Source organism: Thermophilibacter provencensis (genome assembly GCF_900128445.1).
GTDB lineage: Bacteria > Actinomycetota > Coriobacteriia > Coriobacteriales > Atopobiaceae > Thermophilibacter > Thermophilibacter provencensis.
In genome coordinates this window covers 1,489,224-1,514,301 of the sequence record NZ_LT671417.1, presented here as the reverse complement: position 1 = coordinate 1,514,301, position 25,078 = coordinate 1,489,224, and the positions used below count along the sequence as shown (strand labels likewise).

Below are 25,078 nucleotides of genomic sequence, written 5' to 3'. Positions count from 1 at the left end.
CGGCCTCACTTCCCCACCTGCCCGTAGAACACGCGCGAGACCGAGTCGTAGAAGCTCTGCGCGCTGCGGTCGAGCAGGACGACGTCGCCGCGGCCGCGCCGCACCGTGGCGCGCACGCCGCGGCTGTGCTTCTCGCGCGCGATGGGCTGACCGTCGACGAAGAAGTGGCGCATGGACGGCCTCTCGGGGCTCATCTCTATCTCGACCACGTCCGAGGGCGAGGTGAGGAAGGCGCGCGCCATGATGGTGTGCGGCGCGATGGGCACGCACACCATGCCCGTGAACTCGGGAGTCACGATGGGCCCGCCGGAGGCGAGCGCGTAGCCGGTGGAGCCCGTGGCGGTAGAGACCACGAAGCCGTCCCCGCGCAGCCGGTCGATGTGCTTCCCGGAGACGGAGACGTCGAACTCGATCATGTTGCCGGCGCCGCCGCGCGCGACGGCGAGGTCGTTCAGGGCGAATCCGTGACGCACGTAGGTGCTCCCGTCCGCGCGCTCGAACTCGCACTCGACGTCGAGCGTCGCCCGGCGCGAGACGTGAAGCTCGCCCGCGAGCGCGTCCTCGACCGTCGCCACGAGGTCCTCGGGGCCCGCGGCCGTAAGAAAGCCGAGGTGGCCGTAGGAGATGCCCACGATGGGGACGCCCTCGTACCCGACGATCCGCGCGGCGCGCAGGAGGGTACCGTCGCCGCCGAGGGAGACCACGAGGTCGCAGCCCTCGGCCGAGTCATCGACTCCCGGGAAGAGCTTCTTGTCGTGCGCCCAGAGCACGTCCACGCCCTGGTCGAGCAGCCACCCCTCGAGCGCGCGGGCGCCCTCGAGGGCGTCCGCGCGAGAGAAGTTGGGAACGATGAGGACCTTCACGCGCCTGCCTCCTCCTTCTCGGTCGACGACTCAGAGTGTAGCATCCCCCGGAGCCCGTCCGGCGGCGCGCCCCGAGGGGAGCGAGCCGCAGAGGAGGTACTCCACGTTGCCCTTGTGGCCGGTGATGGGGCTCTCGCACGAGCCGCGCACCGCGAGGCCCGCCGCCTCGAACGCCGCGCGCACCCGCTCGAGCGCCGCGCGACGAACGGTCGGGTCGCGCACGACGCCTCCCTCCCCCACGTCGTCGCGCAGGGCCTCGAACTGGGGCTTCACCAGCGTGAGGAAGGTCCCGCCCGGGCGCAGGAGCCCGAGCACGGCCGGCAGCACGGCGAGGACCGAGGTGAACGAGACGTCGCAGACGGCCAGGTCGACCGCGTCCTCGCCCACGATGGGGGGCACGTCCACGATGTTGGTTCGCTCGAGCAGGCGGACCCGGGGGTCCTGGCGGAGGTCCCACGAGAACTGCGCGTACCCCACGTCGACGGCGATGACCGATGCGGCGCCGCGCTTGAGCAGGCAGTCCGTGAAGCCGCCCGTCGAGCATCCCACGTCCAGGCAGGCGAGGCCCGCGGGGTCCACCCCGAAGGCCTCGAGGCCGCGCTCGAGCTTGAGGCCGCCGCGGCTCACGTAGCGCGACCTGCCGCGCACGTGCAGGGGAATGCCGGGCCGCACGCGCTCTCCGGCCGACGTCATGCGCCGGTCGCTCGTGGAGACCTCGCCCGCCATCACGGCGCGGAGGGCCTCGTCGGTCGTGGAGAAGAACCCCTGCTCGACGAGCTCCTCGTCGAGGCGACGGCGCGGCACGCTACTCCTCGTCGGGGGCGGTTGCCTCGGGGTCGCCGCCCTTCTCGGCGGCGCCCCCCTCTCCCTCGGCGTCATCGGCGCCGCCCTGCGCGGAGCGATGCTCCTCGACGAGGCGCGCCTCCTCCTCGGGGGAGAAGTCGGTGGCGTCGACGAGGCTCACGGCCTTGGAGCCGAGCGCGATGGCCTCGTCGAAGAGGTCGAGCGAGTGCTCGAGGGAGACGTCCTTGTCGCGCACCTGCGCGACGATGTCATCCAGGCGCTCGGTGATGTCGCCGAACGTCTGGTAGCGAGAGACGTCAACGCGGGCCATCACGCGTCTCCCGCGGGGGCGTCCTCCCCGTCGGAGGGCGCGGGGGTGGCGGCTTCGGCGTCAGCGGGCTCGTCCCCGGCGGCTGCTGCCTGCGCGGCGCGGGCCTCCTCCTCGCGTCGCTCCGCCTCGGCGCGGGCCTCCTCCTCGCGTCGCTCCGCCTCGGCGCGGGCTGCCGCGATGACGTCCACGCCGGCCTCGAGGTCGTCGGCCACGCGGCCGAGAAGGCCGTTCACGAAGCGCGAGGACTCGTCGGTCCCGTACGCCTTGGCGAGCTCGACGCACTCGTCGATGGTGATGGCCACGTCGACATCGTCGACGTAGAGCATCTCGTAGATCGCGAGGCGCAGGAGGTTCCTGTCCACGCCGTTCATGCGGCTGATCGACCAGCTCGCAGAGCGGGCCGAGATGACGGCGTCAATCTCGGGGCGCGCCTCGTCGGCGCCGAGGGCGAGCCGACGGGCGTAGTCGTCGAGCGGCCCCTCGGAGAGGGCGTAGTCGCCGTCGAGGACCGAGAGGACCGCGCGGGAGTTGGCCTCCGCCTGGAACAGCAGCTGGAGGGCCTGGCTGCGGGCGAGGGTGCGCCCGCCAAAGTGAGTGCTCAAGTTACTCCTTGGGGAAGACGAGGCTGTCAATGCACACGTCGACGGCAGAGACGCCGACGCCAATCTGCTCGGTCACCGCGTCGGCGACCGCCTGGCGGACGTCGGCGGCGAGCTTGGTGAAGGGGTAGCCGTAGAACACGGCGAGGTGCACGGTGAGGTGCAGGTCGTCGCCCTCGACCGTCGACTCGACGGCCTTCTCGGGAGCCACGCTCCTGCTGGTGAAGACGGAGATGAGGCTCGAGGCGATGTCGTTGCCCCCCACGGAGGCGACGCCCTCGACGCGGCGGGCGGCGATGGAGACGATGGTGGAGACGACATCCTTGGAGATGCCGATGCCAGAGACGTGAAGCTCGCTTTCGGCCATTGAGGACCCCCTTGTCGAACGGTTGCGTCCCAAACAGTATACCCTCTGGCCGCGGCGGAGCGAGCCGCGACCAGCCCGCTGCGCGAAAGCGTGACACTCGGTCGCCCGGGTGCCGGCGGCAGCGACCCGGAAAGCGTCGCGCCGATCGGGGGCCATCGAGTCGTGCAAAAGTGCCTGTCCCTTTTGCACCATCGTGCAAAAGTGCCTGTCCCTTTTGCACCCTTTATCCGCTGGCGCGAGGCGCGGCGACGCCCCGGGAAGTGAGATACTCTGAGAAGCGGGCGAGAAGGACGGGAGGGTGCGGACCCCATGGAGCAGTCAAGGTCGTTCTGGGCGGCGTTCGCCCTCCTCTGCGGGTCGTGCGCGCTCGGCCTAGCGAACCCGTGCGTCGGCGTCTTTGCCCTCATCTACCTGGTCATCGCGCTCGTCGCCTGCGCGGCCTACCTCGTCATGCGGGCGGATGTCCGCAGGGTCTCGAGCGCCGCCGACGAGGCGTCGCGCGACGGGGCGGCCCGGAGGGCCGACGCCATGAGCCGCGCCGGCCTCGGGTTCTGCTCGGTCTTCGCGGTCTTCGCCGCCGTCGGCACCTGCGTGGTGACGATGCTTGGGCTGGACCCCGAGCACGGCGGGCAGGCGCTCCTCCCCGTGCAGCTCGTCCCCTTCGACGCGGCCCTCGACCTCTGGGCGCTCTCCGCCGTCATGGCCGTCGCGGCCGCCGTGCTGCTCGTGTCGGCGGGGGCGGACGTCCGCCGCTGGCTTCGGCGCGTGCGATAGCCGCGACCGCCCCGGCCCCATTATTGTCCGGTCCCTCCCCTACTCTGGCCCCAGCAGCCGACGGGGACGCCGCCGGCAGGAGAAGAGAGGCTGGGAGGCCACCATGTACGAGCCGTCACGTCATGTCTCAACGTTCTACGTCGCCGGGTTCCAGTATTGGGACGGGGCCAGCGTCATAGGCGAGCTCTCCTCCGGGATGGGGCTCGACCTCGCGCCGGAGCGCGACAACCCGCACGACCCCGAGGCCGTGGCCATCAGCTGGAGGGGCACCAAGCTGGGCTACGTCCCCGCCGACGAGAGCGGCCTCGTCTCCACGCTCGCCTATTACGGCCACGCGGACGTGCTCGAGTGCCGCGTCCTCAAGGCCGACCCCACGCGCAGCCCCTGGCACCAGCTCATGGTGGGCATCTACGTGCGCGACGCGAGATAGGGGGCGGAGGCTCCGGCGCCCGGCGCACGCAGGGGCGAGCCGCGGCCGGCTACTCCCCCTCCACGCGGCGGCGCAGCTGCTTCACCTGCCCGCGGGCGCGCTTTGCCTCCAGCCGGCGGCGCTTCTGCGCCGCGGAGACGCGCGTCTTCTTGCGCGGGCGCGGCGGGCGGGAGCGCCGGCGGCAGACCTCGATGATCTTCTCTACGCAGCGGCGGCGGTTCTGGAGCTGGCTGCGCTCCTCTCGGGACACCACGACGATCCCGGTGGGCAGGTGGCGCATCCGCACGGCGGAGTCGGAGGTGTTGACGCCCTGCCCGCCCGGGCCCGAGGCATGAAAGACCTGGACCTCGCAGTCGCGTGCGATCTGCTCGGCGCTCTGCCGCGCGAAGGCGGCGTAGTCGCGGTATGTGAGCCTGCCCGTCTCCATGAGTGCATGGTATCAGAGCCCGGGGGCGTCACAGGACGCACAGCCGCATGCCGTATCATGATGGCCACGTAAGCCTCGCGTCATGAAAGGGTCAGGATGCCCCTCGCTCTCATCCCGCTCGTCGCCCTCTGCGCCCTCACGGCCGGGTCGGTGCTCTTCGTCCGCCGCTCCCTCGCGAAGGGCGGCCTCCCCCGCCCGAGCGCCTTCTGCTGGCTCGCCGCGCCCGCGCTCATGCTCATCGCCGCAATCGTCTGGTGCTGGGGCGGCCTCTACCTGGGCGGCGCGCCGGAGCTTCTCTCCCTCTGCGCGGCGGCGCTCGTCGCCGGGGCGGCCGCGCTCCTGCGAGACCCGATCCTCGCCGCGCTCGACGTCCGCGCCGCCATGGCCGGCATCCCTCGCCGGCTGCCGCGCGCCCTTCTCGCCATCCTGGCGATAGCGGCCGGCGTGGCGCTCGGGTTTCTTGCCATGGAGCTCCCCTACGCCGAGGGCGGACTCGCCGTGGAGCCGAGGTTCGCCCTCATCGAGGCGCTACTCGTCCTCGGCGCGCTCACGTTCCTGTACTTCCTCTTCCAGCGGAGGGGCTCGGGCATCGCGCTCGGCGTGGGGACCTGCGCGTTCATCGGGCTCACGCAGTTCTTCGTCGCGAGCTTCAAGGCGTCGGCGATCCTCCCCAACGACCTCTTCGTGCTGGGGACCGCCGCCGCCGTGAGCGGCAGCTACGTCTACTCCGTCGACGGCAGGGTCCTTCTCGGCCTCACGTGCCTGCTCGTCTCGCTCGCGCTCTGTGCCCTCGTGCTCCCCATCCCGGCCGAGGGGCGCGCCGCCCGCGCGCGCTCCGCCGCCGCCAACCTCGCGGCCGCATGCCTCGCCTTCGTCGCCCTCTGGGCGGGCGCCACGCTGCCGAGCTACTTTGACGACCTCGGCGTGGGCATGGAGTACTGGTACACGCTCACCTACTACCGCAGGCAGGGCTTCCTCACGTCCTTTGTCGCCGTGGCCCAGGACCTGCCCGTCGAGGAGCCCGAGGGCTACTCCGCCGCCGCTGCCCGGGACCTCGAGGCGAGCTACGTCGCAGCGTACGACGAGACGAGGGGCTCCGGGGGCGAGCGCTCGGCCGCCGCGGCGCAGTTCGACGAGAGCCGCCCGACCGTCATCTGCATCATGAACGAGACCTTCTCCGACCTCTCGTGCCTGGACGGGGACAGCTGGGGCTACGAGGGGCTCGGCTACCTGGGCCAGATTCCGGGGCGCGTCCTCTCGGGGGACCTCGCCGTCTCCGTCCTGGGCGGGGGAACCTGCAACTCCGAGTTCGAGTTCCTCACGGGCATCCCGCTCGCCTACGTCGGCGACGGCAAGTACCCGTACTCGCTCTACGACCTCTCGGTGGCGCCGAGCCTCGCCAGGCAGTTCTCGGAGCTCGGCTACCGCACCACGGCGATGCACCCCAACTACGCCACCAACTGGAATCGCGACCGCGTCTACGAGGCCCTCGGCTTCGACGAGTTTCTCACCATCGACGACTTCCCCGGCGCGGAGTGGTACCACAGCGGCGTGTCCGACGCCGAGACCTACGACCGCATCCTGCGCCTGCTCGACGAGCACGCGGGGCCGCAGCTCATCTTCGACGTCACCATGCAGAACCACTCGAGCTACGACCAGAACAACATCGGCGAGGTGGAGCAGTACCACGTCGACGGCGTGAGCGACTACGACAACGGGCGCCTCTCCGAGTACCTGGGCTGCATCGCCGAGTCCGAGCGGGCGCTCGAGGGGCTCCTCTCCGCGCTGGAGGAGCTCGACCGGCCCGTGGTCGTGCTGTTCTTCGGCGACCACCAGCCGGCGCTCTCCTCCATCGTGAACGACGCGGTGTACCCGGACGAGTCCGACGAGCTGGCACACAACCTTCGGGTCCACGAGACGACGTACTTTGTCTGGGCAAACTATGACATCGCCGGCGCGGGAGGGCTTGACGAGGAGGCGACGAGCGTCTGCTACCTGGGGTCCCTTCTCGCCGAGAAGATCGGCGCGCCCCTCACGGACTACCAGAAGGCCCAGCTCGTCGCCTGGGAGGAGATGCCCGCCCTGAGCCTGCTCGGCGCGCGCGACGCGAGCGGCGCGTGGACCCCGCTCGACGAGACCGACGCCCTGCCGAGCGTCTACGACGACCTCGCGCAGATGAGCTACCTGGAGTTCGCGAGCAAGCTGGAGTAGCTCCGGCGCGCGGCCGTACCGTCACCGGCCGGCGCTGTCGAATCGGGGGTCGTGGCAATCCGGGCCGCCGCGGCGCTGTCGAATCTGGGGTCGTGGCAGAATTCGCCCTGCCACGACCCCAGATTCCGCAACGGGGCGAGAAGAACGCCCAGTTGAGGCCAAGCCGCGACTGCCACAACCCCCAACGCGACAACGCCGCGGGACCGGGAATTGCCACGACCCCCGATTCGACAACGCGCGGCCATTCCGCCTGCTTGTCGCCCCCCGCAGAAGCATCCGACCGCTCCCCCGGCGCGTCTGTTGTCCAGCAAGCCCCGCCCCCTGAGTCCCTACCGCGGCGAGCGCTCGGGGCAGACATGAAAACAGCTCAGAGCCGACATGCTCTGAGCTGCGAGAATTTGGTGGGCGTTACAAGATTTGAACTTGTGACCTCTTCCGTGTCAGGGAAGCGCTCTCCCCCTGAGCTAAACGCCCTTATGTGTTCCACTGCGTTGGGGACCGCAGCGCGAGGGATATATTAGCAAGGAACTCAGTCGGAGCGCAACCCCCATTTTTGACTTTTTTCGCCCGGGCCGAAAGTTCCTATCGCGCCCTGGCCGGACGACCGTCCGCGCACGAGATGCGACAGGCCTACTTCTTCGCCGTCGGCCTGCGCTTGATCTTGACGGTGATCTCGGAGCCCGCGCTCGTGGGAGCGGCCTTCTTCGCGTCGCCCTTCTCGGCGGCGCGGCGACGCGCGGCGGCCGCCTTGCCGGCGGCGATGCGCGCCTCTATGTCGGACCCCGCCGCGGCGGCCGAGGGCCCTCCGGAGACGACGGCCCTCTTGGCGCCCGGCCTTACGGTGACGCCGCCGCGCGCGACGCGCTTGCCGCCCGTGCCCGGCCTGCCGCCCACGAACTCGCGGAAGCGCTTCCAGGTACGCGTCCAGCGCCGGTTGATGGACTCGCCGCTCGTGGAGCGCATGCCCATGCACGGGGCGGCGATAAGGACCGGGAGCAGATACTCGACCGCACGCCAGATGACGAAGCCGGCCGTGGTGTGCACCCCGTACATCCCCTTGAAGAGGATGGCGAAGCCCACCTCGGCGCCGCCCGCGCCGCCCGGGAGCGGCACGGCATTGATGAGGAGCTCGAGCATAGAGCCCGAGGCGAGGCAGATCAGGAAGTCCGCCGGCTCGCCGAAGGAGCGCAGCACGAACCACGGCAGAGCGTACATGCAGCCGAGCTGAAGGAGCGTCACGAGCATCGTGAGCAGCATCTCCCGCACATTCTTGGCGGAGCGCTTGAAGGCGGACGAGAACTTGACCACCTGGGTGTTGACCATCTCGTACCACTGCTCGTACTTCTCGTCCTTGAGCCAGCCGCGGCGGTTGGCGAAGCGGAGCGCCCAGTTGCCGATGGCCACCACCGGCCTGGGGAACAGGCACAGGAAGAGCATGGCGCCCACCTGCACCACCTTGAAGCCGAAGAGGAAGACGCCGATGAGGGTGACGTCGCCGAACGTCTCATAGAAGTAGGTTCCGCAGAAGAGGAGCATTATGGCGGCAAAGACGCCCTCGCCAGCCTCGTAGAGCACGGTGCGCGTGAAGTTGAGGGCGCTCGCCTCGCCGACCGAGAGGCCGGCGCGCGTGAGGCGGTAGATCTGGGCCGGCGGGGCGCCCGCGCTGTTGGGCGTGAGGCGCATGAAGAAGACGCCGGAGGCCTCGACGCTCATGAGGTCGCGGATGCCCACGGGGTTATCCGGGTCGGCGATGATGGAGAGCACGTAGGCGAGCACGCCGAAGACGTAGTAGAGCATGAAGCAGGCCACGCCCGCCACGATCCAGGCGAGGTCCACGCCCGCGAGAGACGTCACGAACTCGTCGACCTGCCCGCTGAGGACGAGGTAGAGCGCATACGCGATGGCGACGAAGCCCAGGAAGACGACGGTCTTGCGAACCTGGCCCAGCGACTTCTTGTCCGCCTCGCGGTCCTCCGCCGCCACGGTGCGGACGGCCGAGACCTTCATGGAGACCCGCTTGGCAGCCCCCCGCGCACCCTTGGGCGCCGAGGCCGGGGCCGCCTTGGACTCGGCCGCGGGGGCCGGCACGCGCGCGGATTCGGCGTTGTTCTGATCTTCTGCCACTCGGAAGCTCCCCACGGGCCAGCGGACGGTTCGTCAGTCTAGTGTAGCGCGGCGGCGAGAAGGACGACCGCTCGCCGGCCGGCGGGCGGCGGACAACAGAGAACTGCTACGCGTTCCGTCGCGCCGCCCTACTCCCCCTCGCGCCAGCCCTTTGCGACGTCGACCCAGCCGCGCGCGCCGGAGAAGCGCTCGAGCTCGTCGAGCGTGAGCTCGATGGCGGAGTTCGAGCTGCCGGCCGCGGGCCACACGGACTCGAAGCGCCTGAGCGACTCGTCGAGGAACACGTCAACGCCCGGCTCCACGCCGAAGGGGCACACGCCGCCCACCTCGTGCCCGACGAGCTCCGCCGCCTGGTCGCGCGAGAGCATCTTGGGCTTGGTGTGGAACGCGGCCTTGAACGCCTGGTTGTTGACGCGTGCGTCCCCCGCGAAGAGGATGAGCGTGGGCGTCTCCCCCACCATGAAGCTGAGCGTCTTGGCGATGCGCGCGGGCTCCGTGCCCACCGCCGCGGCCGCGAGCTCGACCGTGGCGCTCGACTCCTCGAACTCCCGAATGCGCCCCTCGGCGCCGAACTGCGCGAGATGCGCACGGGCCCTCTCTATGGACATGGCTCCCCCTCCGCCAATCGGGGACGGCTCCCGCCCCAAAACACGTGATATCAAATAATTCTGCAAATTGGGGACTGTCCCCGATTAGCAGACGATGCCGCCGCCGAGGCAGCGGAGACCATCGTAGAGCACCGCTGACTGGCCGGGGGCCACGCGGCGCACCGGTTCGTCAAAGCGCAACACGCCGCCCGCGAGCTCCGCCTCGCGAAGCTCGCCCGTATGGCGCGTGCGCACGAGGTAGCGTCCCGGAGCGGGGGGCTCGCCGGAGACCCAGCGGACGTCGTCGAGCTCGACCTCGCGGCAGAAGAGCGCCGGGCTGTCATGGTCCGCCGTCACGTACACCACGTTCTTCTCGACGTCCGTGCCCACCACGTAGCGGGCCGGCCCGCCCCCGAGGTCGAGTCCGCGCCGCTGCCCCACGGTGAAGAGGAACGCGCCGTCGTGGCGGCCGAGCACGCGCCCGGTCTCCCACTCCACCACGTCCCCGGCGCGGCGCTCCAGCGCGTCGAGCAGGAACGTGCGAATGCCCACCGGGCCCACGAAGCAGATGCCGTCGGAGTCCGGCTTGTTCTCCACCCCCAGGCCGCGCTCGGCGCACATGCGGCGCACCTCGGCCTTGTCGCGGACCTCGCCCACCGGCAGGAGCGCTCGCGCGAGGGCGTCGGCGCCCACGCGCCAGAGGAAGTACGTCTGGTCCTTGTGCTCGTCGAGCGCGCGCAGCAGGCTCACGCGGCCGTCCTCGCCGCGCGCCACGCGACCGTAGTGGCCCGTGGCGACGAAGTCGGCACCCTCGGAGAGGGCGCGCTCGAGGAACGTCCCGAACTTGATCGTCTGGTTGCACATGACGTCCGGGTTGGGCGTGCGGCCGCGCGCGTAGGCGTCGACGAGGTAGTCCACCACGGTGGCCTTGTACTCCGCCTCGCAGTCCCAGACCTCGAGGTCGATCCCCAGCGTCACCGCCACGCGCTCCGCGTCGGCGAGCTCCTGGGCCCAGGGGCACCTGAAGCCAGGCAGGTCGCGCGACCAGTTGCGCATGTAGACGGCCGTGACGTCGTAGCCGGCCTCCACGAGCAGCGCCGCGGCGAGGGCGGAGTCAACGCCGCCGGAGAGGCCGCAGTAGACGCGGGCGCCGGGCGCCGGCGCCGGGCAGGCTCCCCCCATCAGCGCCACCCCGCCACGAGCTCGGCCGCGCGGGCTGCCTGGACAGCGTCGTCGAGCCCGAGGCGGGCCATCTCCGAGCGCACCGCGCGCTCGATGGCGAGCACGGCGCGGTCAACCTCGTCCTCGGTGGTGGGGAGGCCCAGCGTCAGGCGCAGGCTCCCCTCGGCGAGCGGCCGCGGCATCCCAATGGCCTCGAGCACGTGCGAGACGCGCATGCGGCTCGCGGCGCACGCCGAGCCCGTGCCCACCGAGACGCCCTCCCGCTCGAGGGCGATCACGAGGCGGCGCGCCTCGATCCCCGCGAAGGCGACGTGCAGGAGGCCCGGAAGGCGCCTCCTGGCGTTGCGCGGGCCGGAGACCACCGTCCACGGCAGGCGCTCGAGCAGTCCCGCGCGCAGCCGCTCGCGCAGCGCGGCGAGGCGCCGAGCCTCCCGCGCGCGGCGCTCGCAGGCGAGCTCCATCGCCCGCGCGAGGCCCACGACCCCCGCGACGTTCTCCGTGCCGGAGCGCACGCCGCCCTCCTGCCCGCCCCCGTAGACGAGCGGGCGCAGCCGCACGTCGTCCGCGGCCCAGAGGGCGCCCACCTGCTTGGGGCCGTAGATCTTCGCGGCGGAGAGCGTGAGCAGGTCGACGCCGAGCGAGCTCACGTTGACCGAGAGGCACCCCGCCGCCTGGGACGCGTCGGTGTGCAGGTAGATGGGCGTGCGCTCGCCTGCCTCGAGGCGCCGCGCGCGCTCTTCGGCCACGGCGCGGGAGATCTCGCGCACCGGCTGCACGCAGCCGATCTCCCCGTTTGCGAGCTCTATCGAGACGAGTTCGGTGTCCGGCCTGATCGCGCGCGCCACGGCGGAGGGGTCCACGAGGCCGTCGCGCCCCACGCGAACGGTGCGGCGCGCGTGGGTCCCGGCGCAGGCGAGCACGCTCTCGTGCTCGATGGCGTCCACGACCACATGCCCCTCGACCGCCGCGAAGGCGAGATTGTTCGCCTCTGTCGCCCCAGCCGTGAAGACGAGGTTGTCGGGACGCGCGCCGATGAGCCGCGCCACGGTGGCGCGGGCGCGCTCGACGTCGTCGCGCACCCCGCGCGCGAGCTCGTAGGGAGCAGACGGGTTGTAGAAGCGTCCCGTGAGGTAGGGCCCCATGGCCTCGAGCACCTCGGGGTCGAGCGGCGTCGCCGCCGCGTAGTCGAGATACGCGCCCCGCGCGGGGACGCGCTCGGCGGGGACCTGCGTCATCGAGCCCCTCCCTCCGCCTCGGTCATGGTGTTGCCGTTCTCGTCGAGCACCAGGTTGCCGTTCTCGTCCACGAGGTCGCGCTCGCCGCCAATCTTGAGGTTCTGGAAGCGAGCCGAGATGAACTCGTCGGAGTAGTTGGTGTCCACCCATCGCTCGAAGGCGTTGGCGGGAGGCACGCCCGCGTCGCGCTCCGTCTTGCGCTCGAAGCACACGAGCGTCATCGCGATGTCGGCGACGAGGTAGACAGCCACGAGCGCGACGAACACCACCTGGCGGCGCGCGACCGGCATGCCGATCTGGTAGAGCAGGCGAGGCATGACGGCGCGCGACCACACGAGCCCGAGCAGGCCCCACATGGCGACGAAGCGCCACGCCACCCACTGCGTGATGTGGTCGGGCAGGTGGAGGTACGTCCAGGACTCGGCATCGAAGAGCTCGGACATGGCCCAGCCGGTCAGCTGCTCGAGCACGCCGCCCACGAGGGCGGAGACGAGAAACACCTGCCAGGCGCGCGCCCCACGGCGACGCATGCCGAAGCAGAGCACGGTGAGCAGGACCGCCCCCACCCCGTAGAGCGGCGAGAAGGGCCCCCACACGAGCCCCACGCGGCTCTCGGTGAGGCCCGCCGTGAGGAGCATGAAGGCCTCCTCGATGAGCAGGCCCGCCATACTGCCCACGAAGAAGATGAAGATGACCTGGTACCAGCCGAGCTGCAGGTGGTCGAGGTACTCGTCGACCGCGGCGCCGGAGGCGCGCCACCGCGCGAAGACGCGGCCGAGCCCGCGCTGGCGGGACGCCCGGGCGAGCTCGCGCTCGAGCGCGTCCTCGGACTCCTCGAGCGCCTCCTCGGCGAGCTCGACCTCCTCGTCGCCCAGCTTGCGACCGCGCGACAGCCACTCCCAGAAGTACACGACCGTCCGCACGAAGCCCTGGGCGACGGCGAACAGGAAGATGAGAAGCGCGATGGTGAAGAGCATGCAGAGGTCCCCTCAGGCTTAGACGTCCGAGTGAACAGGATAGCAAAAGGGCCGGTCACATGACCGGCCCTCTCATACCCATGGAGCGGGCTACGGGGTTCGAACCCGCGACCTCCACCTTGGCAAGGTGGCGCGCTACCAACTGCGCTAAGCCCGCGACGCGAGGAGTAATGATATTCCTCCGCCCCGCAGATTGCAAGGGCTATCCCAGAAAAGTTTTTCGGCCGCCCGTCCTTCTCGCCCGCGCGAGGAGAAGGCGGGAGGCCTGCATACGAAAAGGGCACCCCGGAGGGTGCCCGTCACGTCCTGGAGGCGAAGCCCGGATTCGAACCGGGGGTCAGGGCTTTGCAGGCCCGTGCCTTACCACTTGGCCACTTCGCCGTATGAAAAAGGCCGATCAAGACCGGCCTTCTGAGCTCGCATGGAGCGGGCTACGGGGTTCGAACCCGCGACCTCCACCTTGGCAAGGTGGCGCGCTACCAACTGCGCTAAGCCCGCAAGCGCAGGGATTACTATACGGGGCCGGGCCAGCTGGCGCAAGGGGTCAAGTTTCAATCCGTGGAGGAATTGTGAACCCCTATGGTCGGCACGGCAGGCGGGTCACCCCGCAAGGGGCGGCGCGCCCTCGGGAGAGGAACCCGAGGAGTCAAGCAGCTTGACGAGCCGCACGACCGTCCCCTCCCCCGTCCGCTTGCGGGTGATGCTCACGGAGTCGGCGAGCATCCGCATGAGCCGTATGCCGCGCCCTCGCTCGTCCTCGGGAGCGGCCTCGGGGGGCTCGTCCCCGTCCGCCAGCTCGAACCCGCAGCCGCAGTCGCTCACCTCCACGCACACGCGGTCCGGGTAGGCCGCGACCGTGGCGAGCACCCCGTCGGCGCAGGTGTGGTCGACCGCGTTGCCGAGCGCCTCGCCGCAGGCGAGCCCCATGTCGAAGAGGGCGTCCCCCGTGAGCGGGAGGCGCGAGAGGAGCTCGCCGAGGCGCTCGCGGGCTGCGGAGAGCTCGTCGGGACCCACGCGGAAGGTCGTGCGCCACCGCGGCAGCACCGACGGGTCGAGCGCCGCGACCTCGTGGCGCGCGCCGGCGCGGGATACGGGCACGAACTCGACGATCCGCATGAGGCTGAGCGCGCGATAGAGCTGCGGAGAGACGTTGGAGAGCGAGAGCAGGCCGCCCATCCGGCGAATGCGCCGCAGCTCGCCAAGGATGAAGCCCATCCCCGCCGAGTCGACGTAGCTGACGTCGCCCATGTTCATGAAGATGCGCCTCGTGCCCTGCGCGACGAGGGCGTCGAGGCGGCGGCGCGTTGCAGGGACCGACCTCACGTCAAGGTCGCCCTCCACGTTGAAGATGGCTATGTCCACAGGAGCTCCCATGCGGGGATTATTCCCCGCATGGGAGCGTCCTAACGCCCCGAGTTCGAGCGGTCGGCCGACGCGCCCTCCCGGGGCGCGGCCGACCCGGCGCGCGCGCCGAGCCCGTCGAAGCGCAGCGCGAGCATCGCCACGTCGTCCTCCAGGTTCTGCCCCGTGAATCCCTCGAGGTCCGCAAGCAGGCGGTCCACGAAGCCGTCATAGGGCTTATCGGGGGAGGACTCGCGCATGACGGCCTCGCGCAGCCCGTCCTCGCCGAAGAAGGCACCCCGTGGGTCGCGCGCCTCCGTCGTGCCGTCGGTATACAGCAGCAGGACGTCGCCGGGGACGAGCTCGACGAGGCCGTCCTGGTAGCTGATGTCGTGGAACGCGCCCACCACGCCGGACTGCACGTCGAGGATCGAGACCTCGTCGGCCCCCGCGTGCACGAGCACGGCGGGGGGATGCCCGGCCGAGCAGTACCTGATCGTCGCCTCGTCGAGGTCGAGGATGCCCACGAAGAGCGTGGCGAAGGTCTCGAGGCGCGAGAAGCCGAGAAGGAACTCGTTCAGAGAGCGCACCATCCGCGCGGGGGCGAGGCCCTCCCACGCGTAGGCGCCGAGCGCGGTCTTGACCGCGGCGGCGACCGAGGCGGCCTCGACCCCCTTGCCCGAGACGTCGCCCATGATGACGCAGGCGCGGTGCCCCGGAAGGCGGATGAGGTCGTAGAAGTCGCCGCCGACCGAGGCCGCCTTGGTCGCGGAGGAGTAGACGGCCTGCGAGGTGAGGCCCTCGACCGACTGGAGCTCGTTTCTCATTCCGGTCTGAAGCGCCTGCGAGATGCGCTTGTCCTGCTCGCGCGCCTCCTCCCCCCGGGCGATGTCGCGGGCGTCGGCGGCGAGGCCCGCGAGGAAGTCGAGCTCGGTCTCGTCAAGGGGCTCGGCTCCGTCCGGACGAAGCACGAGCAGGCACCTCCGCTCGCCCGAGAGCTCGCCGAGGTCCACGAGGGCCCCGACGCACGGCTCCCCCATGTCGCGCAGCAGCGAGAAGAGATTGGAGTCGGGGCGCACCGGCACCACGGCGACGTCCCCCGCGCGATAGGGCTCGGCGAGGGCGTCGAGGTCGACGGGAAGCTCGCGCGACCCCGTGAGCGGCAGGTCCGCTATCACGACGTGCTGACGGTCGTTCTCGCGCACCGGCACCACCGCGGCGTCGAGCTCGTCTCCCGCCTCTGAGAAGACGTCGCGGATACGGCCGAGCGCGCCCTCGCCCGACCCCTCCGAGGCCGACGTGAGCAGCTCCTCGCGTAGCTCGGTCGCGAGCGAGGCGAGCCGGTCCGCCCGGCGCGCCCGCAGGGTGGCGAAGGCTCCCGCGAGCTGGATGGAGAGATAGCGGGCAACCGAGTCGAGCAGGCGCGCGTCGTCCTTGAGCAGCGGGTGCAGGCGACGCCACCCCACCTCGATGATCGAGATGACCCTGCCGCCGAACCACACGGGCACCACGATGAAGCTCGTGAACGGCGGCACGGTGTCGACCCGCATCCGGAGCACCTCGCCCGTCTCCTCGTTCAGCACCTCGCGCTTCGTGAGCCTGCCCTGGCGCAGCGAGGCGTTGGTGGGGGCGCACACGCGAAGGCGCACCGCCCTCCCCTCTCGGATGGCGAGCCGCTCCACGCTCCTGCCGAACGGCATGAAGCGGGCGAGGCGCTCGCCGAGCAGCCCGCTCGAGATGCCGCGCAGGTGAAAGCCGTCCGCCTCCGAGAGGTACACGAGCGTGCCGTCGGCCTCCATGGTGTCGGTGAGCTCCTCGAGCGTGCGCTCGAAGAGGGTGGCGATGTCCCCGGAGTCTATCGTGTCGAGCACGATGTTGAGCGTGCCCGAGAGACGGTGGTTGGCGCGGCGGAGGTCCGCCATCGCGCGGGCGCCCTCGCGGTCGGCGAGGGCGTCGGCGTCCACGGGCATCGCGACGAGCAGGTAGGTCTCCCCCGGCGCCCGCACGGCGTCGCAGCGCACGCGAACGGAGTGCGGCCTGCCGTCCGCCGACCTGAGCGAGGCGAGCGCCACCGAGCCGTCCGCCGGGATGCCGAGCGCGCCGACCTCGAAGGGGCCCTCGGCGGCCTGCCTCCCCTCCCGCTCGACGAGCGTGCGAACGTCGACGCCCACGAGCCCCTCTCCGGCGCCGAGAAGCTCCACGGCCTCGTCGTTGGCGAGAAGGACCCTTCCGGAGCCGTCGAAGACGAGCACGGCCTCGCACGTGAGCTGAAGGAGCTTCGAGAGGGCGCCGGCGAGGCTCCCCTCGCCGATCCCCCCGACATGCGTTGTGCTGAGCTCGCCCCTGGCCATGAGACCCCCTCCGTCACGACTCTCCGCACTAGCGTAGCACGCGGGAGCGACGCGAGGCCGCATACGAAAACGGGCCCCTTTCGGGGCCCGTGCACCTTCGTGGTGTCGGAGGCGGGACTTGAACCCGCACGACCTTTTAGTCAGTCACTAGCACCTCAAGCTAGCGCGTCTGCCAATTCCGCCACTCCGACTTGTCACTGCGCTTTCGCGCAAGGGATAGTATGCACGAGTCGCCCAGATGATGCAAGCCCCAATCTGAGTTTTTTTCGGAGCGGGTTCGGCATAGGTCGGCGCCCCTTGATCCGCGCCTGCGGAGGGCACTCGCAAGTGCGGCCTCTGGGGCGTGCCGCTGGGCGCACTCGCAGGTATTTCTCGCCCTTTGGGCCGCACTCGACGCGTATTCGACGCAGGTGCGGCCGCACCTGCGGAGGGCACTCACGAGTGCGTCCCCTCCCCGCCCGTGCGCCAGCAAAAAGGCGGCGACCCGAAGGCCGCCGCCGAGAGGTACTCCCTATGTCGTGCGAGAAGGACTAGCCGAGCGTTCCCGTGGGGAACGTGAGCGCCATCACGAGAATGCTCACGATGAAGACGGTCGCGGTGATGACCGTCAGGCGGTTGAGGTTCTTCTCGAGAACGCCCGAGCCGGTGCCGGAGTTGTAGAGCGAGGAGGCGATCATGTCGGAGACGCCCGTGCCCTTTCCCGAGTGCATGAGGACGAGAATGACGGTGAGGGCTCCGGAGAGGAACAGCAGGACGGTCAGGATGATGTTGAGCGGGTTCACTGAGGCTCCTTCAGGACAGATGCATAACAACTGGTCATGGTAACACAAAGGGGCCCGGACGAGGTCCGGACCCCAGAGTCCACATCTGTCAGGAGAGACGAGGCGCTACGCCATCGCGCTCTTGACCATGGCCGCGAAGCTGTCGGCCTTGAGGGAGGCGCCGCCGACGAGCGCGCCGTCGACATCCTCCTTCTCGAGGAAGCCGGCGATGTTCTCGGGCTTGGCGGAGCCGCCGTAGAGCACGCGGATGCCGGAGGCGACCTCCTCGCCGAAGACCTCGACGAGGGTGGCGCGGATGGCGCCGCAGACCTCCTGGGCGTCATCGGCCGTGGCGGTCTTGCCGGTGCCGATGGCCCAGATGGGCTCGTAGGCGATCACGTACTTGGAGGGGTCGGTGATCTCCAGGCCCTCGGTGTCCTTCTTGATCTGGTCGACGACGAACTCGACGTGCTTGCCAGCCTCGCGGACCTCGAGGGACTCGCCGCAGCAGGAGATGGGCACGATGCCGTGAGCCATGAGGGCACGGGCCTTCTTGTTCACGTCCTCGTCCGTCTCGCCAAAGTAGTCGCGACGCTCGGAGTGGCCGATGATGCAGTAGGTCGCGCCCACGGCCTCGAGCATGTTGGGAGCGGTCTCGCCGGTGTAGGCGCCGGACTCCTCCCAGTAGACGTTCTGGGCGCCGAGCGCAAACGGGGCGGACGCCTGCTCGATGACCTCGGAGACGCCCTTGAGGTCGACGGCGGGCGGGCAGACGACGACGTCGACGTCGCCGGTGCCGTCGGCAAGCTCGTCGGCAAGGCCCTGGGCGAGGACGACGCCCTCGCTGTAGGTCTTGTTCATCTTCCAGTTGCCAGCGATCATCCTCTTACGCATCGAGAAGCGCCTCCACTCCGGGAAGGGCCTTGCCCTCGACGAGCTCCATGGAAGCGCCACCGCCGGTGGAGATCCAGCTCATCTTGTCGGCCAGGCCGAACTTGTTGATGGCCGCGACGGAGTCGCCGCCGCCGATGATCGAGGTGCAGTCGGAGTCGGCCACGGCGCGGGCGACGGCCTCGGTGCCGGCGGCGAACTGGTCCATCTCGAAGACGCCCATCGGGCCGTTCCAGAACACCGTCTTGGCGGCCTTGATGGCGTCGGCGTAGAGCTCGCGCGTCTTGGGGCCGATGTCCATGCCCATACGGTCGTCGGGGATCTTGTCGGAGTCGACGACCTCGCCCTCGGCGTCCTCGCCAAAGTGGTCGGCGACGACGTTGTCGATCGGGAGCAGGATCTTGACGCCCTTGTCCTCGGCCTTCTTGAGCATCTCGCCAGCGCGCTCGACCCAGTCCTCCTCCTTGAGGGAGGTGCCCACGGTGTAGCCCTTGGCCAGGAAGAAGGTGTAGGCCATGCCGCCGCCGATGATGAGGGTGTCGGCGGAGTCGATCAGGTGATCGAGGACGCCGATCTTGGAGGAAACCTTGGAACCGCCGACGATGGCGACGAAGGGACGCTCGGGCTCGGCGAAGATGCCGGTCAGGGTGTCGACCTCCTTCTCCAGCAGGAAGCCGGCGTAGGCGGGAAGATACGCGGCGGGGCCGACCACGGAGCCCTGGGCGCGGTGCGCGGTACCGAAGGCGTCGAGCACGAAGACGTCGCCGTAGGAGGCGAGCGTCTTGGCGATCTCGGGGTCGTTCTTCTTCTCGCGCTTGTCGAAGCGGACGTTCTCGAGGACGAGGATCTCGCCGTCCTGGAGCGCGTCCACGGCGGCCTTGGCCTTCTCGCCGTAGGTGTCGTCGACGAACTTCACGTCATAGCCGGTAAGCTCGGCGAGCTTGTCGGCGGCGGGCTTCAGGGAGAACTGGGGCTCGGGGCCGTCGCCCTTGGGGCGGCCGAGGTGGCTCATGAGGATGATCTTGGCGCCCTGCTCTTTAAGGTACTCGATCGTGGGGATCGCGGCGCGGACGCGGGTGTCGTCCGTGACGACGCCGTCCTTCAGGGGGACGTTGAAGTCCACGCGCATGAGGACGCGCTTGCCCGCGACGTCGGCGTCGCGGACGGTCTTCTTGGTGAAGGCCATGCTCACTCCTTTGTCTGGTTCCTACGAGAAAGGGGCGCGGCCGCGGCCCCGTGAGCTGCGACCGCACCCCCTGCGAAAAGCCGATGCGAAGCGTTGGCTACGCGACGAACTTCTCGAAGTACTTGATGGTGCGGACCATCTGGGAGGTGTAGGAGTTCTCGTTGTCGTACCAAGAGGTGACCTGAACGAGGCTCTGGCCGTTGCCGAGGTCCTGGACCATGGTCTGGGTGGCGTCGAAGATCGAGCCGTGGGTCTCGCCGATGATGTCGGAGGAGACGATGTCGTCCTCGTTGTAGGCGAAGGTCTCGGGGATGGTCTCGGCATAGGCCTTCATAGCGGCGTTGACCTCGTCCTTGGTGACGACCTTGTCAACCACGCAGTAGAGGTTGGTGATGGAGCCGGTGGGCGTGGGAACGCGCTGGGCGGCGCCGATCAGCTTGCCGTTGAGCTCCGGGAGGACCAGGCCGATGGCCTTGGCGGCACCCGTGGAGTTGGGGACGATGTTCTGCGCGCAGGCGCGGCTGCGGCGCTTGTTGCCCTTGCGCTGCGGGCCGTCGAGCGGCATCTGGTCGCCGGTGTAGGCGTGGATGGTGGTCATGATGCCGGAGACGATGGGCGCGAAGTCGTTGAGGCCCTTGGCCATCGGGGCGAGGCAGTTGGTGGTGCAGGAGGCCGCGGAGATGATGTTGTCATCGGCGGTCAGCTGCTCGTGGTTGACGTTGTAGACGATCGTGGGGAGGTCGTTGCCCGCGGGAGCGGAGATGACGACCTTCTTGGCGCCGGCGTCGATGTGGGCCTGGGCCTTGGCCTTGGAGGTGTAGAAGCCGGTGCACTCGAGGACGACGTCGACGCCGAGCTCGCCCCAGGGGAGCTTGGAGGCGTCGGCCTCCTTGTAGATGGTGATCTTCTTGCCGTCAACGGTGATGGAGTCCTCGCCGGCCTCGACCTTGTGGTCGCGAGCGTAGTTGCCCTGCGTGGTGTCGTACTTCAGAAGGTACGCGAGCATGTCGGGGGAGGTGAGGTCGTTGATGGCGACGATCTCGGAGCCCTCGTGACCGAACATCTGACGGAAAGCCAGACGGCCGATGCGACCAAAGCCGTTGATTGCAACCTTAACTGCCATGCTTTCTCCTTTCACGGGGCCGCCGGGGCTTCTCCTCGGCGGACCAAAGCACCAACATGGGCGTGACGCCCCTGCCAACCGATAGTGTACCCCACGCGCGACGGTGCGTATCGCTAAAACTGGGGGGCACGCCAATTTAAGCCGCAGGCGCTCAGATTTTATCCGTCGACGTGGGATGGTTCCCGCGCGACTGGGCCTGACGGGCCGTCGCCCCGCCGCACCTCGGCATCCTCGACGATCTGCTGGAGCCTGAGGACGCGGTGGTACATGGCCGACTTCGACGCCGGAGGGTCGAGCTCGGCGCCGAGCGCGGCGAGCGAGAGCTCCGGGTGCTCCCGCCGCGCGCGGCAGAAGGCGCGCAGCGCCGGCGGCAGCGCCGCGAGCCCCACGCCCCTCTCGGCGCGGTCGATGAGGTCGAGCTGCGAGGCGGCCGCCCCCGTCGAGCGGGCCTGGTTGGCCATCTCGGCGTTGACGCGGCGGTTGACGTCGTTCTTGACGGACTTCTGCGCGCGGGCGAGCTCGACCACCCGGGCCATCCGCTGCGCCCCCATGGCGCGCAGAAGCGAGATCACGTCGTCAAAGCTCTTGAGATAGAGCGCGAAGGCGCCCCGCCGGCGGTTCAGGCGCGCCGAGACCCCGAAGGACCCGACGAGCGACACGAGCCCGCGGGCGAAGTCCTCCCCCGTCACGGCAATCTCCAGGTGGAAGTCTCCGCGCGGGTCCGCGATGAAGCCGCCCGCCATGAACGCGCCGCGCACGAAGGCCGCCCGCGCCTCGCGCGTGCGCAGCAGCGCGACCGGCACGCCCGTCGCGAGCCCGCGCCCCGGGACGAGGATCCCGAGCCTCACGAGGTCCTCGGCGAGCTCGTCCTGCTCGGGCATCTCAATCAGGTAGTTCCTCGTCTTGTGCAGGACCGAGCGGCGCACCGTGAGCGGCGTCTCCAGGTCGAAGAGCTTGTGCGTGAGCTTGATGATCGTCCGTGCGACGGCGCCCGTCTCCGTGGCGATGCGGATGGAGTAGCGCCCGACCCCCCTGAACGAGAGCGTGCCGCACACGCGGATGAGCGCCGAGAGCTGGGCGAGCTCGGCGGAGGGCGTGCCCTCGACGCGGGAAAGCTCGTCTTTGACCTGGGCGGTGAACGACATCCTAGCTCGTCCTCACGTTGGCGAGCGCGAGGTCGCGGTGCGAGAGCGTCACATGGTAGCCCCCGCGCTCGAGGTAGGAGGCCGTGGCCGCGGCAATGGCGACGCTCCGGTGCTGGCCGCCCGTGCAGCCCACCGCGATGGAGAGGTGGCTCTTGCCCTCGGCGACGTAGCCGGGCATCGCCACGTCGAGCAGGCGGTACCAGGCCTCGAGGAACCTCTCGGTGGTGGGGTTGCCGAGCACGAAGTCGGCGACGAGCCGGTCCTTGCCCGTGAGGGGGCGCATCTCGGGGTCATAGAAGGGGTTCGGCAGGAAGCGGACGTCGATCATGAGGTCGGCCTCGACCGGCATGCCGTGCTTGAAGCCGAAGGAGAAGACCGACACCTCCATGAGCTGTTGGTCCGTGAGCTCCGAGAACGCCCGGCGCAGGCGGGCGCGCAGCTCCTTGGTGCTCGTGCGGCTCGTGTCGATGACGAGGTCGGCGGCGTCGCGCACGCTGCCGAGCTGCGCTCGCTCGCGCGCGATGGCGCCCGCGATGGACTCCCCCGGCCCGGCGAGCGGGTGGCGGCGCCGGTTCTCGTCGTAGCGGCGCATGAGGACGTCGTCGTCGGTGTCGAGGAAGACCACGCTGCAGGTGAGCTCGTGCTCGCGCAGCTGCTTGACCGAATCGGAGAACTCGTCGAAGAGGCCCTGGCTGCGCAGGTCGCAGGTCACGGCGAGGTGGCGCCCCACCCCGGCGTTGATGCCCACGAGCTCCGCGAGCTGCAGGAGCAGGCGGGGCGGGAGGTTGTCGATGCAGAAGTAGCCCATGTCCTCGAAGACATGAAGCGCCTGGGTGCGCCCCGAGCCCGACATCCCCGTGACCACCACGACGTCGGGCACGCGGTCGCGCCCCTCGGCCGCGCGCATCTGCTGGCCGGTCGCACCCATGGCACTCCCCTCCTCGAGGTCCTTCTCGCCGTTCTTCTCGCCAGTATACGGCAGCAGGGTCGGGCATGCCGCACGGCATGCCCGGACGGGGCATCGCCGGGCCGGCCCAAAAGAGCGCGGGGCGAGAAGGGCGCGCGGCCGAGCATGCCTCTCTGCACGGAATCGCGGCGTGGGGAGCCGGAGACCGTGCGCGGGGGCATGCTCGATGAAGCCGTGCCACATAGCATGCTCGGGGCAATCGCGAGAGGTCGCAGGGCGAGAAGGACGAGCCGCCGAACATGCCTCTCTGCACGGAACGCGCGAGCATGCCCCCGTGCACGGAATCGCGGCCCGAAAGCGGGAAACCGTGCGCGGGGGCATGCTCGAAGGGAGTGCGCCCCGGGGCAGTCCCCCGGGGCGCAGCGAAGCCGGCGGCGCTACCTCTTGAGGCCGGACTCCTCGGGCGGGAGCGGCTTCTTCCAGAGCGACAGGATGAGGCAGGCCACGACGGCGCCCGCGAGCGCGGCGACGAGCCACAGGAGGCCGTTGCCGATGACCGGGGTCACCCACGCGCCTCCGTGCGGGGCGGGGCTTGCGCAGCCGAAGAGCGCCGAGAGGCCGCCCGCCACGGCGGAGCCGATGATGCAGGAGGGCAGCACGTGGCCGGGGTCGGCGGCGGCGAAGGGGATGGCGCCCTCGGTGATGAACGAGAGGCCCATGATGTAGTTCACGATGCCGGCGTTGCGGTCGGCCTTAGTCCAGCGGTTCTTGAAGATCGTGGTGGAGAGGGCGATCGCCAGCGGCGGGACCATGCCGCCCACCATGACGGAGGCCATCATGATCTGGCCGGTGGTGCCGAGACCGCTCGCCGGATCGAGCGCGGCGGTGCCGAAGACGTAGGCCGCCTTGTTGAAGGGGCCGCCCATGTCGACGGACATCATGCCGCCGAGCACGAGGCCGAGAAGGACGATGTTGTTCGTGCCGAGGCCGCGCAGGAAGCCGTTGAGGCCGGTGTTGATGAGCGCGAAGAGCGGGTTCAGGGCGAGCATGACCACGCCGATGGCGAGTACGCCGAGGACCGGGTAGATGAGCATGGGCTTGATGCCCTCGAGCGACGCCGGGAGCCGGTCGCAGAGCCGCTCGATGCCGAGCGTCATGTAGCCTGCCGCGAAGCCCGCGAAGAGGGCCGCGATGAAGCCGCCGGAGACGAGGCTCGTGGCGTCGAGCGTGCCGAGGTAGGCGAAGTCGTAGCCGACCTTGGCGAAGATGCCGCCCACGAATCCGGGGGCGAGGCCGGGCCTGTCGGCGATGGACATGGCGATGTAGCCGGCGAGGATCGGCAGCATGAACCCGAAGGCCTCGCTTCCGATGGTCTTGAAGAGTGCGGCGGCCGGGATCGAGGAGCCGTAGGCGGCGGTGCCGAGGCCCGGCTGGTCCACGAGAAACGCGATGGCGGTGAGGATGCCGCCGCCGATCACGAACGGCAGCATGTGGGAGACGCCGTTCATGAGGTCCTTGTAGACCTTGTGGCCGACGCCCTCGCCCGACGCGCCCGCCGCGGCCGCGTCGGAGGAGCCGCCGGCGTGGTGGTAGACGGGGGCCTTGCCGTCCATGACGATGCCGAGAAGGACCTCGGGCTCGTTGATGCCGCGGGTGACCGGGCAGCTGTAGACGGGCATGCCGTCGAAGCGGGCGAGGTCGATGTTCTTGTCGGCCGCGATGATGACTCCCTTGGCGCCCTCGACGTCCTTCTCGGTGATGACGTTCTTGGCGCCGCCCGAGCCCTGGGTCTCGACCTTGATCTTGATGCCGAGCTCGGCGGCCTTCTTCTCGAGGGCCTCGGCGGCCATGTAGGTGTGCGCGATGCCCGTGGGGCAGGCCGTGATCGCGAGCACGTCGTAGCCCGCGGCGTCGCGCGCGGCGGCGCCGGCGGCCTTGACCTCCTCGGCGGCGCGGTGCTTGTCCTCCTCGGCGTCCACGAGGGCACGGAACTCCGCGGGCGTCCTCGCCGCGCGCAGGGCCGCGCAGAAGTCGGCGTCGAGAAGCAGCGTGGAGAGGCGGCTCAGCACCTCGAGGTGCGTGTTGGCCTCCCCCTCGGGCGCCGCGATGAGGAAGAGCAGCGTCGCCGGCTCCCCGTCGAGCGACTGGTAGTCCACGCCCGCGGGCACGGTCATGGCCGCGAGGCCGGGCGCGGAGACGGCGGCCGTCTTGGCGTGCGGGATGGCGATGCCGTCGCCGAGGCCCGTGGAGAACTGCGCCTCGCGCTCCCGCACGGCCGCGGCATAGCCCGCCTTGTCGGCGACGTTGCCGCCCTTCGCCATGAGGTCGACGAGCTCGTCGATGGCCTCGTCCTTGGATGCCGGCGCACCCCCGATCCCGATTGACTCGGGCTTGAGCAGATCCGTGATTCTCATAGTCCCATCCTTTCGTAGCTTGCCTTCACCATCGTTTTTTCCGTTGTTCCAAGGCGGCTGCGCGCCGCC

22 protein-coding genes, 5 tRNA genes and 1 pseudogene are annotated in these 25,078 nt (G+C 69.9%); 3 read left to right on the top strand and 25 right to left on the bottom strand.

Annotated elements, in window-relative coordinates; translation table 11 throughout:
* Positions 1–5: 5 nt before the first annotated feature.
* Genes BQ7391_RS06820 through BQ7391_RS06800 form a run of 5 tightly spaced genes read right to left on the bottom strand, consistent with a single transcriptional unit; the run spans position 6 to position 2,943 of the window.
* Positions 6–863: an NAD(+)/NADH kinase gene (locus BQ7391_RS06820; protein WP_075279916.1), complete on the bottom strand. Its 858-nt coding sequence runs from the start codon at positions 861–863 to the stop codon at positions 6–8.
* Positions 864–893: 30 nt separating this feature from the next.
* A complete protein-coding gene (locus tag BQ7391_RS06815) occupies positions 894–1,667 on the bottom strand; it encodes a TlyA family RNA methyltransferase (protein WP_075279915.1) in 774 nt (257 codons plus the stop codon).
* A gap of 1 nt (position 1,668) precedes the next feature.
* Positions 1,669–1,977 (bottom strand): exodeoxyribonuclease VII small subunit, encoded by a 309-nt coding sequence (locus tag BQ7391_RS06810; RefSeq protein WP_075279914.1) that lies wholly within the window; start codon positions 1,975–1,977, stop codon positions 1,669–1,671.
* Positions 1,977–2,579, bottom strand: coding sequence for a transcription antitermination factor NusB (gene nusB, locus BQ7391_RS06805; RefSeq protein ID WP_075279913.1), 603 nt, complete (start codon positions 2,577–2,579; stop codon positions 1,977–1,979). The genes BQ7391_RS06810 and nusB overlap by 1 nt, the downstream gene beginning before the upstream one ends.
* A gap of 1 nt (position 2,580) precedes the next feature.
* Positions 2,581–2,943: an Asp23/Gls24 family envelope stress response protein gene (locus tag BQ7391_RS06800; protein WP_075279912.1), complete on the bottom strand. Its 363-nt coding sequence runs from the start codon at positions 2,941–2,943 to the stop codon at positions 2,581–2,583.
* 309 nt (positions 2,944–3,252) lie between these two features.
* Between BQ7391_RS06800 and BQ7391_RS12370 the strand changes: the two genes are divergently transcribed.
* Together BQ7391_RS12370 and BQ7391_RS06790 are read left to right on the top strand one after the other, a co-directional pair.
* Positions 3,253–3,717 (top strand): hypothetical protein, encoded by a 465-nt coding sequence (locus tag BQ7391_RS12370; protein ID WP_075279911.1) that lies wholly within the window; start codon positions 3,253–3,255, stop codon positions 3,715–3,717.
* A gap of 103 nt (positions 3,718–3,820) precedes the next feature.
* Positions 3,821–4,147, top strand: a complete 327-nt coding sequence (locus BQ7391_RS06790; protein ID WP_075279910.1) for an HIRAN domain-containing protein — start codon at positions 3,821–3,823, stop codon at positions 4,145–4,147.
* 49 nt (positions 4,148–4,196) lie between these two features.
* Here BQ7391_RS06790 and BQ7391_RS06785 read toward each other — a convergent pair.
* Positions 4,197–4,502: pseudogene (locus tag BQ7391_RS06785) on the bottom strand (peptide chain release factor-like protein); the annotation flags it as partial.
* Between the two features lie 168 nt (positions 4,503–4,670).
* Between BQ7391_RS06785 and BQ7391_RS06780 the strand changes: the two are divergent.
* The gene (locus BQ7391_RS06780; protein WP_075279908.1) at positions 4,671–6,785 is read left to right on the top strand and encodes an LTA synthase family protein; all 2,115 of its coding nucleotides are present in this window, start codon (positions 4,671–4,673) and stop codon (positions 6,783–6,785) included.
* A gap of 399 nt (positions 6,786–7,184) precedes the next feature.
* Here BQ7391_RS06780 and BQ7391_RS06775 read toward each other — a convergent pair.
* From BQ7391_RS06775 to BQ7391_RS06685, 19 genes are all read right to left on the bottom strand, one after another.
* Positions 7,185–7,259, bottom strand: a tRNA-Val gene (locus BQ7391_RS06775).
* Positions 7,260–7,415: 156 nt separating this feature from the next.
* A complete protein-coding gene (locus BQ7391_RS06770) occupies positions 7,416–8,909 on the bottom strand; it encodes a lysylphosphatidylglycerol synthase transmembrane domain-containing protein (RefSeq protein ID WP_075279907.1) in 1,494 nt (497 codons plus the stop codon).
* 128 nt (positions 8,910–9,037) lie between these two features.
* Entirely contained in the window at positions 9,038–9,517 is a 480-nt protein-coding gene (locus tag BQ7391_RS06765; RefSeq protein ID WP_075279906.1) for a YbaK/EbsC family protein, read from the bottom strand.
* Positions 9,518–9,601: 84 nt separating this feature from the next.
* The gene (mnmA, locus tag BQ7391_RS06760; protein WP_075279905.1) at positions 9,602–10,678 is read right to left on the bottom strand and encodes a tRNA 2-thiouridine(34) synthase MnmA; all 1,077 of its coding nucleotides are present in this window, start codon (positions 10,676–10,678) and stop codon (positions 9,602–9,604) included.
* Entirely contained in the window at positions 10,678–11,913 is a 1,236-nt protein-coding gene (locus BQ7391_RS06755) for a cysteine desulfurase family protein (RefSeq protein ID WP_075279904.1), read from the bottom strand. The genes mnmA and BQ7391_RS06755 overlap by 1 nt, the downstream gene beginning before the upstream one ends.
* Positions 11,910–12,890: a putative ABC transporter permease gene (locus BQ7391_RS06750; RefSeq protein WP_075279903.1), complete on the bottom strand. Its 981-nt coding sequence runs from the start codon at positions 12,888–12,890 to the stop codon at positions 11,910–11,912. The genes BQ7391_RS06755 and BQ7391_RS06750 overlap by 4 nt, the downstream gene beginning before the upstream one ends.
* Positions 12,891–12,971: 81 nt before the next feature.
* Positions 12,972–13,047: transfer RNA gene (locus BQ7391_RS06745), tRNA-Gly, on the bottom strand.
* 150 nt (positions 13,048–13,197) lie between these two features.
* Positions 13,198–13,271, bottom strand: a tRNA-Cys gene (locus tag BQ7391_RS06740).
* Between the two features lie 41 nt (positions 13,272–13,312).
* Positions 13,313–13,388 (bottom strand) — tRNA-Gly (locus BQ7391_RS06735).
* Positions 13,389–13,490: 102 nt separating this feature from the next.
* Positions 13,491–14,252: an anti-sigma factor antagonist gene (locus BQ7391_RS06730; RefSeq protein ID WP_235858635.1), complete on the bottom strand. Its 762-nt coding sequence runs from the start codon at positions 14,250–14,252 to the stop codon at positions 13,491–13,493.
* Between the two features lie 41 nt (positions 14,253–14,293).
* The gene (locus BQ7391_RS06725; protein ID WP_075279901.1) at positions 14,294–16,582 is read right to left on the bottom strand and encodes a SpoIIE family protein phosphatase; all 2,289 of its coding nucleotides are present in this window, start codon (positions 16,580–16,582) and stop codon (positions 14,294–14,296) included.
* 100 nt (positions 16,583–16,682) lie between these two features.
* A tRNA-Leu gene (locus BQ7391_RS06720) sits at positions 16,683–16,773 on the bottom strand.
* Between the two features lie 339 nt (positions 16,774–17,112).
* Positions 17,113–17,364, bottom strand: coding sequence for a preprotein translocase subunit SecG (secG, locus tag BQ7391_RS06715; RefSeq protein WP_075279900.1), 252 nt, complete (start codon positions 17,362–17,364; stop codon positions 17,113–17,115).
* Between the two features lie 105 nt (positions 17,365–17,469).
* Entirely contained in the window at positions 17,470–18,237 is a 768-nt protein-coding gene (gene tpiA / locus BQ7391_RS06710) for a triose-phosphate isomerase (RefSeq protein WP_075279899.1), read from the bottom strand.
* The gene (locus BQ7391_RS06705) at positions 18,230–19,420 is read right to left on the bottom strand and encodes a phosphoglycerate kinase (RefSeq protein ID WP_075279898.1); all 1,191 of its coding nucleotides are present in this window, start codon (positions 19,418–19,420) and stop codon (positions 18,230–18,232) included. Before BQ7391_RS06705 ends, tpiA begins: the two co-directional genes overlap by 8 nt.
* A 97-nt stretch (positions 19,421–19,517) precedes the next feature.
* On the bottom strand, positions 19,518–20,543 hold the full coding sequence (gap, locus tag BQ7391_RS06700; RefSeq protein WP_075279897.1) for a type I glyceraldehyde-3-phosphate dehydrogenase: 1,026 nt from the start codon (positions 20,541–20,543) through the stop codon (positions 19,518–19,520).
* 158 nt (positions 20,544–20,701) lie between these two features.
* Positions 20,702–21,688, bottom strand: a complete 987-nt coding sequence (gene whiA / locus BQ7391_RS06695) for a DNA-binding protein WhiA (RefSeq protein WP_075279896.1) — start codon at positions 21,686–21,688, stop codon at positions 20,702–20,704.
* A gap of 1 nt (position 21,689) precedes the next feature.
* Positions 21,690–22,616, bottom strand: coding sequence for an RNase adapter RapZ (gene rapZ, locus BQ7391_RS06690; protein ID WP_075279895.1), 927 nt, complete (start codon positions 22,614–22,616; stop codon positions 21,690–21,692).
* A gap of 416 nt (positions 22,617–23,032) precedes the next feature.
* Complete coding sequence (locus BQ7391_RS06685; RefSeq protein ID WP_075279894.1) at positions 23,033–25,009, bottom strand: PTS fructose transporter subunit IIABC; 1,977 nt, start codon at positions 25,007–25,009, stop codon at positions 23,033–23,035.
* Positions 25,010–25,078: the final 69 nt, after the last annotated feature.

Coding starts and splice junctions, on each gene's coding strand:
- BQ7391_RS06810 (WP_075279914.1), bottom strand. CDS start 1,977: ATGGCCCGCGTTGACGTCTCTCGCTACCAGACGTTCGGCGACATCACC.
- BQ7391_RS06800 (WP_075279912.1), bottom strand. CDS start 2,943: ATGGCCGAAAGCGAGCTTCACGTCTCTGGCATCGGCATCTCCAAGGAT.
- BQ7391_RS12370 (WP_075279911.1), top strand. CDS start 3,253: ATGGAGCAGTCAAGGTCGTTCTGGGCGGCGTTCGCCCTCCTCTGCGGG.
- BQ7391_RS06790 (WP_075279910.1), top strand. CDS start 3,821: ATGTACGAGCCGTCACGTCATGTCTCAACGTTCTACGTCGCCGGGTTC.
- BQ7391_RS06780 (WP_075279908.1), top strand. CDS start 4,671: ATGCCCCTCGCTCTCATCCCGCTCGTCGCCCTCTGCGCCCTCACGGCC.
- BQ7391_RS06765 (WP_075279906.1), bottom strand. CDS start 9,517: ATGTCCATAGAGAGGGCCCGTGCGCATCTCGCGCAGTTCGGCGCCGAG.
- mnmA (WP_075279905.1), bottom strand. CDS start 10,678: ATGGGGGGAGCCTGCCCGGCGCCGGCGCCCGGCGCCCGCGTCTACTGC.
- BQ7391_RS06755 (WP_075279904.1), bottom strand. CDS start 11,913: ATGACGCAGGTCCCCGCCGAGCGCGTCCCCGCGCGGGGCGCGTATCTC.
- BQ7391_RS06750 (WP_075279903.1), bottom strand. CDS start 12,890: ATGCTCTTCACCATCGCGCTTCTCATCTTCCTGTTCGCCGTCGCCCAG.
- BQ7391_RS06725 (WP_075279901.1), bottom strand. CDS start 16,582: ATGGCCAGGGGCGAGCTCAGCACAACGCATGTCGGGGGGATCGGCGAG.
- tpiA (WP_075279899.1), bottom strand. CDS start 18,237: ATGCGTAAGAGGATGATCGCTGGCAACTGGAAGATGAACAAGACCTAC.
- BQ7391_RS06705 (WP_075279898.1), bottom strand. CDS start 19,420: ATGGCCTTCACCAAGAAGACCGTCCGCGACGCCGACGTCGCGGGCAAG.
- gap (WP_075279897.1), bottom strand. CDS start 20,543: ATGGCAGTTAAGGTTGCAATCAACGGCTTTGGTCGCATCGGCCGTCTG.
- whiA (WP_075279896.1), bottom strand. CDS start 21,688: ATGTCGTTCACCGCCCAGGTCAAAGACGAGCTTTCCCGCGTCGAGGGC.
- rapZ (WP_075279895.1), bottom strand. CDS start 22,616: ATGGGTGCGACCGGCCAGCAGATGCGCGCGGCCGAGGGGCGCGACCGC.
- BQ7391_RS06685 (WP_075279894.1), bottom strand. CDS start 25,009: ATGAGAATCACGGATCTGCTCAAGCCCGAGTCAATCGGGATCGGGGGT.